8 protein-coding genes are annotated in these 10,008 nt (G+C 69.5%); all 8 read left to right on the plus strand.

Features of this window, described 5'->3' with window-relative positions:
* Positions 1–145: 145 nt before the first annotated feature.
* Complete coding sequence (locus tag VM938_02065; protein ID HVF73808.1) at positions 146–1,912, plus strand: hypothetical protein; 1,767 nt, start codon at positions 146–148, stop codon at positions 1,910–1,912.
* Positions 1,909–4,185: an ABC transporter permease gene (locus VM938_02070; GenBank protein ID HVF73809.1), complete on the plus strand. Its 2,277-nt coding sequence runs from the start codon at positions 1,909–1,911 to the stop codon at positions 4,183–4,185. The genes VM938_02065 and VM938_02070 overlap by 4 nt, the downstream gene beginning before the upstream one ends.
* Entirely contained in the window at positions 4,185–5,852 is a 1,668-nt protein-coding gene (locus VM938_02075) for an ATP-binding cassette domain-containing protein (protein HVF73810.1), read from the plus strand. Before VM938_02070 ends, VM938_02075 begins: the two co-directional genes overlap by 1 nt.
* Entirely contained in the window at positions 5,849–6,946 is a 1,098-nt protein-coding gene (locus VM938_02080) for a hypothetical protein (GenBank protein ID HVF73811.1), read from the plus strand. Before VM938_02075 ends, VM938_02080 begins: the two co-directional genes overlap by 4 nt.
* A gap of 12 nt (positions 6,947–6,958) precedes the next feature.
* Positions 6,959–7,105, plus strand: coding sequence for a hypothetical protein (locus tag VM938_02085; protein ID HVF73812.1), 147 nt, complete (start codon positions 6,959–6,961; stop codon positions 7,103–7,105).
* A gap of 30 nt (positions 7,106–7,135) precedes the next feature.
* Complete coding sequence (locus VM938_02090; protein ID HVF73813.1) at positions 7,136–8,167, plus strand: M23 family metallopeptidase; 1,032 nt, start codon at positions 7,136–7,138, stop codon at positions 8,165–8,167.
* 28 nt (positions 8,168–8,195) lie between these two features.
* Positions 8,196–8,855, plus strand: coding sequence for an NADPH-dependent F420 reductase (gene npdG, locus VM938_02095; protein HVF73814.1), 660 nt, complete (start codon positions 8,196–8,198; stop codon positions 8,853–8,855).
* The coding region (gene cysS / locus VM938_02100) for a cysteine--tRNA ligase (protein HVF73815.1) at positions 8,852–10,008 on the plus strand (1,157 nt) is incomplete at its 3' end. The genes npdG and cysS, both read left to right, overlap by 4 nt.

A 10,008-nucleotide genomic window follows, 5' to 3' on the forward strand; every position in this document is an offset into this window, starting at 1 on the left:
CGGCGTGGTTCACTGAGAGTGGCACCGCGCCCTTGACACAACCGTCGGGGGGGACGCACCAGCCGAACGTGGCGGGTCGATCCCTCCGCGAAGGGGGTTCACCCACATGAGTCGTGCGACGTTGGCCCGACGCTACGGACCGCTGTTGGCCGTTGCTGCCGTCCAGCTTTTGATCATCGCCGTGGTGCCTTCGACGGCCGAGAAGGAGTCCGACCTGACCTCCCTCGGAGCCGGCAACGGCTCCGGCAGCTCGTTCGTCGACGCCGACGGTGACGGCATCGACGACGCCGTCGACCCTTCTGTCGTCGGTGGCCCGGGCGGCTCCAGCGGACCTGGCGGCACCAGCCCTGGCGGCACCGGCCCTGGTGACCCCAACAACCCCAACGACCCGACACGGCCAGGCCCGGGCCAAGGCGACACCAAGCACTGCGTCAACGGCAAGCAGTACGACCCCGCCCTCTACGAGTGGGCGCCGCCGTGTGTCGGCAAGTTCACCGGCACCAACGGTGGCGCACCCCGCGGCACACGGGGCGTGACCGGCGACTCGATCAAGGTCGTGGCCATGCTCGGCAACTACGGCGCCGCGGTGCAGAAGATCCTGGAAAGCCAGGGCTCGCCGAGCTTCGCCCAGTTCAGCAAGTTCGCCGAGGCAGCCGAGAAGTTCCTGAACGAGAACTACGAGTTCTACGGCCGCAAGGTCGACATCGTCCCCTACCAGTTCAAGTCGACCACCGGCGGCGAGAAGGCGCCCAACCACGCCGAGCTCAAGATCGAGGTCCGCCAGATGGTGCAGAAGGAGAACCCCTTCGCTGCCACCTGGGCCAACTCGGTGTCGTCGGACACGTACAGGGAGCTGAGCCAGCTCAAGGTGGTGAACATCGGCGGCTACGGGTTCACCGACGAGTTCAACGCCAGCCTGCGGCCGTATCACTGGGACGTGCAGATGGGCGGCTACGAGATGGCCGACGAGATCTCCACCTGGTACTGCACCCGCATGCACGGCGGGGGCTCGGCCAAGGCTGCCTACGCCAAGAACTCGACCACGGCAACGGGCGTCCCCCTGAACCTGCAGGACCGGCCCCGGAAGCTGGGTGTCGTCACCACCGACGACCCCGAGAACCTCAAGACCGTCGAGCGCCTCAAGGCGCTGGTCAAGTCGAAGTGCGGGGTCGTGGTTGAGAACGAATACAAGTACGCCCAGGACATCTCCACCCTGCCCCAGCAGCGTCGGGCCGCTTATGAATCGATGGTCGCCAAGGGCACAGTCACCACGGTCATGTGCTTCTGCGACCAGGTGGCGCCCCAGTTCCTCTACAAGACGTTCACCGACGAGCGGTACTTCCCCGAGACAGTCATTGTCGGCACCGGCGTCATGGACCTCGATCGTTCGGCCCAGGCCTACGACCACGGAGCCGAGTACCCGCAGAAGCCGAGCCAGAAGCCGCCCAGCCAAGGCGACGGCAACTACGAGCAGTTCGAGAACGCCTTCGGCTTGGCGCAGTTCCCCAAGCAGGGGCCCTTCGATGCCAACTCGGCCACAAAGGTCTACAAGGCGGGGGGCTACGCCGACGCCCTCTACGCATCGGCCGAGGAAGAGCTGCACTATTACGCCATGCTCGGCGCCATGATCCAGATGGCGGGGCCGAACCTCACTGCCTTCGCGGTGGAGACAGGGGCGACACGCACGGGCCTGCTCGGCACGACCACCAACGAGAAGAGCTCGCAGCGCTCGCTGGCTGCCGGCAACTACACGTGGAACGACAGCCTGCGCGAGGTCTACTGGGCGCCGATGACGCCTTCGCAGTTCAACAACGTGAAAGGCTCGTACACCTCACTCAACGGCGGCCGATCCTTCCTCGACGGCCGGTTCCCCTCCGGCCTGCTCTCGCTACCGGCGAAGCCGCGCCCATGATCGCCGCGGTCGAGCGGGTCCAAGGCCTGTTGGCCCCGGTGCGTGCGCACCGGGGCACGCTGCCGTACAAGGTGGCGACTACGGCAGCGGCGTTCTCGGCCTTCTACCTGTTCGTCGAGCGTATGTGGTCGCCCACCGCCGGCATATGGATCCAAGGGGCGAGCATCGGCGCGCTCTACGGGCTGCTCGGCGTGGGCATCATCCTCATCTACCGCACCAACCGCATCATCAACTTCGCAGCGGCCAGCCTCGGCGCCGTGCCCGCTATCGGGTTCGCCTCGATGATGGCGCTCAAGGGGATGTCGTGGTGGGTGGCCTTTCCCGCCGCCCTGGTTTCCTCGGCGCTGCTGGGCTTGCTCGTCGACGTGCTGGTCATCCGGCGTTTCGACAAGGCGCCCCGGCTCATCCTCACCGTGGCCACCCTGGGGGTGAGCCAGATCCTTGCCTACGTCGGGCTGCTCATCCCCATCTGGCTGGGCAACGACGCCCTCCTCGTCAGCTACCAGTCGCCGTTCACGTCGCGGACGATGAGCGTCGGGCTGACCACTCTCAACGGCGACTACTTCTTCGGCATCGTCGCCATCGTGATGTGCACCCTGGTCCTCGCGGGCTTCCTCCGCTACACCCGGATCGGCATCGCCCTGCGGGCCTCAGCCGAGAACGCCGACCGGGCCGCGCTGCTCGGCATCCCCGTCAAGCGGGTGGAAGCAGTGGCCTGGATTATTGCCGCCTTCCTTGCCGGGATGGCCATCTTCGTGCGCTCGGGCATGGTCGGCGTGCCCCTCGACGGCTCTCTCGGGCCACGGGTGCTCCTCTTCGCCCTGACGGCCGCCGTGGTGGCGCGTATGGAGTCGATGATCCTGTGCCTGGTGGCAGGTTGCGGTATCGGCGTGATGGCGGCCAGCGCCAGTGTGCACTACGGCTCCGACGCCCTCATTGCCGGTGTGATGGTGGTGGTCGTCCTTGCCGCCCTGCTCCTGCAGCGCAGCCGCATGGGCCGGGCCCATGACACCGGCGTGGCTTCGTGGCAGGCGGTGCAGGAGAATCGGCCCATCCCCCGAGAGCTGGCCGGCCTGCGAGCCGTCACCGCTGCCCGGTGGGTGCTGCCCGCCGCCGGAGCGATCCTGCTCGTCGCCCTGCCGTGGCTGTTGGGCGAGAACCGCATGGGCTTCGCCATCCTGGCCGTGATCAGCGCCATCGTCGGCGTGTCGTTGGTGGTGCTGTCGGGGTGGGGAGGCCAGATCAGCCTGGGCCAGTTCGGCATCGTCGGGGTGGGTGCCGTAGTAGCGGGGAAGATGGCGGGGGAGCACAACCTCGACTTCTTCCTGGTGCTCGTGGTCGCCATGGTGGCGGGCGCCTTGGTCTCTTCCCTGCTCGGCATCCCCGCCCTGCGCATCCCCGGCCTGTACCTGGCCGTGGCCACCCTCGCCTTCGCCGGGGCGATGGAGCTGGTGATCCTCAATCGCCACTTCTGGATCGGCAAGCTCCTCATGCCCTCGGAGACGGCCCGCATCGAGACGCCGGTCCTGTGGGGCCGCATCTCGCTGGTCGGCGAGGACGGCACCCCGTCCACCCGCAGCTACTACTGGATGTGCCTGGTCGCCCTCGCCCTCGTCATGGTCGTGGCCCGTTCGTACCGGCGCAGCCGAGCCGGGCGCGCCGTGGTCGCCATCCGCGACAACCCCCGGGCCGCGGCCAGCTACAGCATCAACCCGGCCCGCACCAAGCTGGCCGCCTTCGCCATCTCCGGCGGCATGGCCGCCCTCGCCGGCGTGCTCCTCGCCTACCAGACGAACGACGTGGGGGCGTCGAGCTACGGCATCGGGCCCAGCATCGCCATCTTCGTCATCACCGCCATTGGCGGGCTCACGTCGGTGGCCGGCGCCGTGGCCAGCGTCATCCTGCTCGAGGGCGTGCGCTTCTTCGGCGAGGACTGGATCGACAACCTCTCGCTGCTGGTGACCGGCCCCGGCCTGCTGTTGATCCTGTTGTTCCTGCCCGGCGGCCTGGCCCAAGGCGCCTATCGGCTCCGCGACCGGTGTCTCCGCATGTTGGCAGTGCGCCACGACATCCACGTGCCGTCCCTGGTAGCCGACCGGCGCATCGACGCGGAGGAGCGTTCCGTCGTCGTGGACGCCGAGGAGCACGTCGAGTCCGTCGAAGGCTTCGACGTGCTGAACGACCGACGCGTGACCTGCCCGGTGTGCGGCGAGGTGCTGCCCGTCGACGAGGCGCCCGACCACGAGCACCTCCGCGTGGGGGCCGACCTGTGATGTTCGCCCGCCGCAGCAACGCCGCAGTCATCGAGGCCGACGAGCCGACCACGAACAGGAACGGGCCCCTGTTGTCGTGCCGAGGGGTGGAAGTCGCCTATGGCTCCGTGCAGATCCTCTTCGGCGTCGACCTCGACGTCGGCCGCGACGAAATCATCGCCTTGCTCGGCACCAACGGAGCGGGCAAGTCGACCCTGCTGAAGGCCATCTCGGGGCTGGTCCCCACCATGGGCGGCACAATCACCTTCGACGGCCACGACATCACCGGCCTCAGCCCGGTCAAGGCGGCTCGGCTCGGCATCGTGCAGGTCCCCGGCGGCAAAGCCGTGTTCCCCACCCTGACCGTGGCCGAGCACTTCACCGCCGGCACGTGGATGTACGCCAAGGAGGACCCCGCCGCGGTGCAGGGCCGCATCGACGAGGTGCTCGGCCTCTTCCCGCGCCTACAAGAGCGGTGGGACCAGATGGCGGGCAACCTCTCGGGCGGCGAGCAGCAACAGTTGGCGTTAGGGATGGCCTTCGTGGCCAAGCCCAAGCTCCTGATCATCGACGAGTTGTCGCTCGGGCTGGCACCTAGCGTCGTCGAGCAGTTGCTGGGCATCGTCCGGCGCATCCATGCGAGCGGTTGCCCGGTGATCTTGGTCGAGCAGTCCGTGAACGTGGCGCTGACCATCGCCAACCGCGCCTACTTCATGGAGAAGGGCGAGGTGCGTTTCTCCGGTCCGACCGAGGAGCTCTTGGAGCGAGGCGACATCCTGCGCTCGGTGTTCCTCGAGGGCACGGGCAAGTCGACCACCAAGGCGAAGGTCCGCAAGGCCGTCGACCGCAGCAAGCCGGTCCTCGAGGTCGAGGGGCTGACCAAGCGATTCGGCGGGATCACCGCGGTCGACAACGTCTCGTTCACGCTGCACGAGGGCGAGATCCTGGGGCTCATCGGGCCCAACGGCGCGGGCAAGACCACGATCTTCGACCTGGTGTCGGGGCTGCTACCGCTCGACGCGGGACGCATCGTCCTGAAGGGCATCGACGTCACCCGCTGGGGTGCCGACCGGCGGGCCCAAGTGGGCTTGGGCCGGTCGTTCCAGGACGCCCGCATCTTCCCGTCGATGACGGTGGGCGAGAACATCGCCATCGGCCTGGAGCGCCACCTGGAAATCCGCGACCACTTGGCGTCCGCCTTGAACCTGCCCGCGGTGCAGGAGATGGAAGAGGACGTCGCCTGGACGGTGGAGGATCTCATCGAACTGATGAACCTCGGTGCGTTCCGCGACAAGTTCGTCGCCGAGCTGTCCACGGGCACGCGCCGGGTTGTCGACCTGGCCATGGCCATCGCCCACGACCCCTCGGTGCTCATCCTCGACGAGCCGTCCTCGGGCATCGCCCAGCGGGAGACCGAGGCCCTGGGGCCGTTGCTCAAGCGCATCCAGCGGGAGGCGGGTTGCGCCATGCTCGTCATCGAGCACGACATGCCCCTCATCACCTCGATCTCCGACGAGATCGTGGCGTTGGAGTTGGGTGCCGTTGTTGTGCAGGACGTGCCGGACAAGGTCCTGAGTAATTCCCGGGTCGTCTCCGCCTACTTGGGCGGCGACCTCGACGTGATCAATCGCTCGGGGACGTCTGCCCCTACCGCCACTGCCCGGCGACGTCGGAGGGGGCGCTCGTGAAGCGACTTGCGGTGGCCGTGGTCGTACTCGCCGTGGGGGTCGGCGTTGGCGGCGAACTGGTGAGCGCCGATGCGCCGGTCAAGCAGGGCTGGTGGTCGAAGTGGCAGGCCGAGCCTGCGACATCGTCCGCCCTCCCGCCTACCATCCCCATCACGCCAACGGTGCCCGGTCCGCCCACCGGTGACGAGGGCGGACTCACCGTGGCCCACGGGCTCGACGGGCCCCAGGCCATTGCCGCTATGCACTTCACCGTCGAGGCGTCGGTCGACGCCACGCTGTACCTAGAGGCCGCGCCCAAACAGAAGGCAGGCACCGGACCGAGTACCTCGACCACGGTCGACCAGGCTCCGCATCCCGACGCCATCGTCCTGCCGCCGGGGGCCACCGTCTTCGCTTGCCCGGCGCTGTCTGCATGGGACGGCGAGGTCAACGGGCCGTGGAGCAAGGTGCCCACGTGGGACAACGTGAACTGCGCGCCGGGAACGGTGGCGGCAGGGGGCACCGCGATGTTCTGGACGCTGTCGTCGTCGATGCAGGACGTCGACGACAACTACGACATCGTCCTCGTGCCCACTGGGCCGCCGCCTCCCCCTCCGGGTGGGGCACCGAGCGCGCCGACGCAAACGAGCTACATGGTCAACTTCGCGTCACCGGGCGCGGGCACGCTCGTGACGGAGGACCTCCCGGACGACGACGAGCCGACCACCACGACTACCCTGCCCGACGACGACACGCCGCCGTTGATCTCGGTGCCGGAGCTTTTCGAGCCTCCGACCGCCGGGCTCGCGGCGCCTCCCACGCGAGTAGGTAGCACGCCGACCTCGCTGGTTGCGCTCCGGCGGCCGCCCAGCACGGTTGCCCGCACGCCCTTCCGTTTCCCCGACACGCGGGCCGAGCGCATGATGGCGGTCTCGATGCTGTTGGCCATGGCGGGCGCACTGTGGTGGCTGGGCGGCAGTCCCACGCGGGGGCCTCGACTGATCGGCGCGGTTGCCGGGCGCACGCCTGGCCAGAGCCCCGCCGTTCCCGCACCGCTGCTGCGCGGCGTCGGCCGTTTTGCCCGCCCGCGCGGCGGGCGTGCGCCGCGGCTGTAGGGGTCGGGCGTCGTGATGGTCCTGTTGCTGCTCGCCATGCTCGGCCTCGTCTTCGGCGGCACCTGGCTGGTGATGAACGCTTTCAGTTGGGCACTGCTGCTGGCCGTCATCGTGCTGGTGGGCGGCGCCGTACTGGGCAACTCGGTCGACATCGACTGAATGGCCGGTCCTTCGCTAGCCTTGTCGCCCATGCGACGAGCTGTGGCTTTCGTGGTCGCCGTCGCGTGCACGCTCCTGATGGTCAGCCCGGCGCGAGCCGCCGAGGGCGACCGGTCAGGCGACGTGGCCGACGCGCAGAAGCGAGCCAACGCCGCTGCCGCTCGACACGCCGCGGCCCAGTCGGCGTTGGCCAAGGTCGAAGACGAGCTCAGCCGGCTGGAAGCCCGCACGGCCACGGCACGCGCCGAGGTCGACCAGTTGGCCACGCGGGTGCGCGACCTCGCGGTGCGCCAGTACGTCAACAGCGGGATCGGCCCCTCGGCCCTGAGCAGCGACCCCGGCTCCCTGTCGCGGGGCCAGGCCATGCTGCGCATCGTGACGCTGGGCGACACCGACGACCTGGAGCGCTTCCGGGTGGCCCGGGCCGACATGGAGGCGGGCCAGGAAGCCATGCGCAAGCGCCTGGCCGAACAGCGAGCCGCGGCCCAGGCGCTGCGGGCAGAGTCGGGCAAGGCCATGGCAGAACTGGAGAAGCTGGCCGCCGCCCAGGCCGCCTTCGAAGCCAAGAAGGCAGCCGAGGAGCAGGCTCGTGCCCAGCGCGAGCGGAGCGCCTCACGGCAGGCGCCTGCGGCGGCGCCGGCACCGTCGGGCGGCGCCCGGGTGATCGGGTCGGGTTCGTGGATCTGCCCGGTGCAGGGGCCGCGTTCGTTCACCAACGACTGGGGCCAGCCCCGTTCGGGCGGTCGCCGCCACCAGGGCACCGACATCCTCTCGCCCCGCGGCACGCCGGTGGTGGCCAGCGTCAGCGGCACCGTCCGAAAGCACAACTCCAGCCTGGGCGGCCTGTCGTACTACCTCGACGGCGACGACGGCACCACCTACTTCGGCACCCACCTCCACTCCTACACCGGGCCCACGGGCCGGGTGTCGGCGGGCACGGTGATCGGCACGGTGGGCAACACCGGCAACGCCAGCGGCGGGCCGACCCACCTGCACTTCGAGATCCACCCCGGCGGCGGCGGGCCGGTGAACCCGTACCCGACCCTCGCCAAATACTGCTGAGCGACCCCTCCCGCCTAGGGTAGGCACCGTGCACGTAGGCATCCTGGGAGGGACCGGCCCGGCCGGCAGCGCACTGGCTGCTCGCTTGGCATCGGTGGGAATCGAAGTGACCATCGGCTCGCGTTCGAAGGAACGGGCGCAGGAGGCGTGTACGGCCATCTGCGACAAGTTCCCCGACCTCGACCTGCCCCTGCGGGCGGGCGACAACCCGATGGCGGCCGACTGCGAGGTCGTGGTGGTGGCCACCCCGTGGGACGCGGCGGCGGCCACGGCGGCGTCGGTGAGCGACTACCTCGACGACAAGGTGGTCATCTGCATGGCCAACGCCTTGGTCAAGGTGGGCAACGAGTTCCAGCCGCTGGTGCCGCCCCGCGGCTCGGTGGCCGCCCACGTGCAGAGCGAGGTGCCCAAGGCCCGTGTGGCGGCCGCCTTCCACCACCTGCCCGCCCACGCCCTCATGAAGCTCGGCACCCCGGTGGAGAGCGACGTGCTCATCTGCTCCGACCACCCCTCGGCCACCGAGGTCACCGCCACAATCGTCGACTGCATCCCCGCCCTTCGCCCGCTCGACGCCGGGTCGCTGTCGAACGCTGCGCCCATCGAGGCCATCACCGCCGTGCTCCTGCAGTTGAACGTGCGCTACAAGGCCCGGGCCGCCATCCGCATGACGGGGATCACCCTGCCGTGACCGTGCGGCTCTACGACACGGCGCGCCGCGCGGTGGTGCCGTTCGAGCCTGGCCCGGTCGTCACCATGTACACGTGCGGGATCACCCCGTACGACTCCGCCCACATCGGCCACGCCGCCACCTACGTCGCCTACGACGTGCTGCAACGGCGGCTGCGCGACCTGGGCCACGAGACCCACTGCGTGCGCAACGTCACCGACGTCGACGACGACATCCTGCGCAAGGCGCGGGAGCTGGGCGTGCACTACCTCGACCTGGCCGCCGAGGAGATGGCCCGCTTCACCGAGAACATGCAGGCGCTGGGGCTGCTGCCCGCCTACAGCGAGCCCCGGGCCACCTCGGCCATCCCCGACATCCTCGGCTTCATCGACCGGGTCCTGGCTGCGGGCCACGCCTACCGGGCAGGCGGCGCCGTGTACTTCGACGTGTCGTCGTTCGCCGAGTTCGGCCAGGTGAGCCACCTCGAGCGCGACGAGATGCTGCGGCTGGCGGCCGTGCACGGCGGCAAGCCCGACGACCCGCACAAGCAGGACCCGCTCGACTTCGTGCTGTGGCAGCCGTCCGCCCCCGACGAGCCCGCGTGGGAGTCGCTGTGGGGACCGGGCCGCCCCGGCTGGCACATCGAGTGCTCGGCTCTCGCTATGCGCGAACTGGGCACCACAATCGACCTGCACGGCGGCGGCAGCGACTTGGTCTTCCCGCACCACGAGTGCGAGGCCGCCCAGTCGGAGGCGGCCACCGGTGAGCGCTTCGTGCGCCACTGGATGCACGTCGGGATGGTGCGGATGGACGGCGAGAAGATGTCGAAGTCGCTTGGCAACCTCATGTTCGTGAGCGACCTGCTCAAGGAGTGGAAGCCCGGCGCCATCCGCTTGGCCATCGTGGCCCAGCACTACCGGGCCGGGTGGGAGTGGAACGAGCGGCTCATGCCCGAAGCGGCCGGCCGACTGGAACGGTGGACGGCGGCCGGTGCCGGCGCCGGGGCGCTCGACGACGTGCGGGCCGCCCTCGACGACGACCTCGACACGCCCGCGGCGGTGGCCGCCATCGATGCCGCCGTGGCCCGGGGTGAAGGCGTGTCGGACGCCGCCGCCCTCCTCGGCCTCGAAGTGGGGGGGGGGACCCGGCCGGTTTGGGGGCGGGTGCAACGGAA

The organism is Acidimicrobiales bacterium, from assembly GCA_035536915.1.
Taxonomy (GTDB): domain Bacteria; phylum Actinomycetota; class Acidimicrobiia; order Acidimicrobiales; family JAHWLA01; genus JAHWLA01.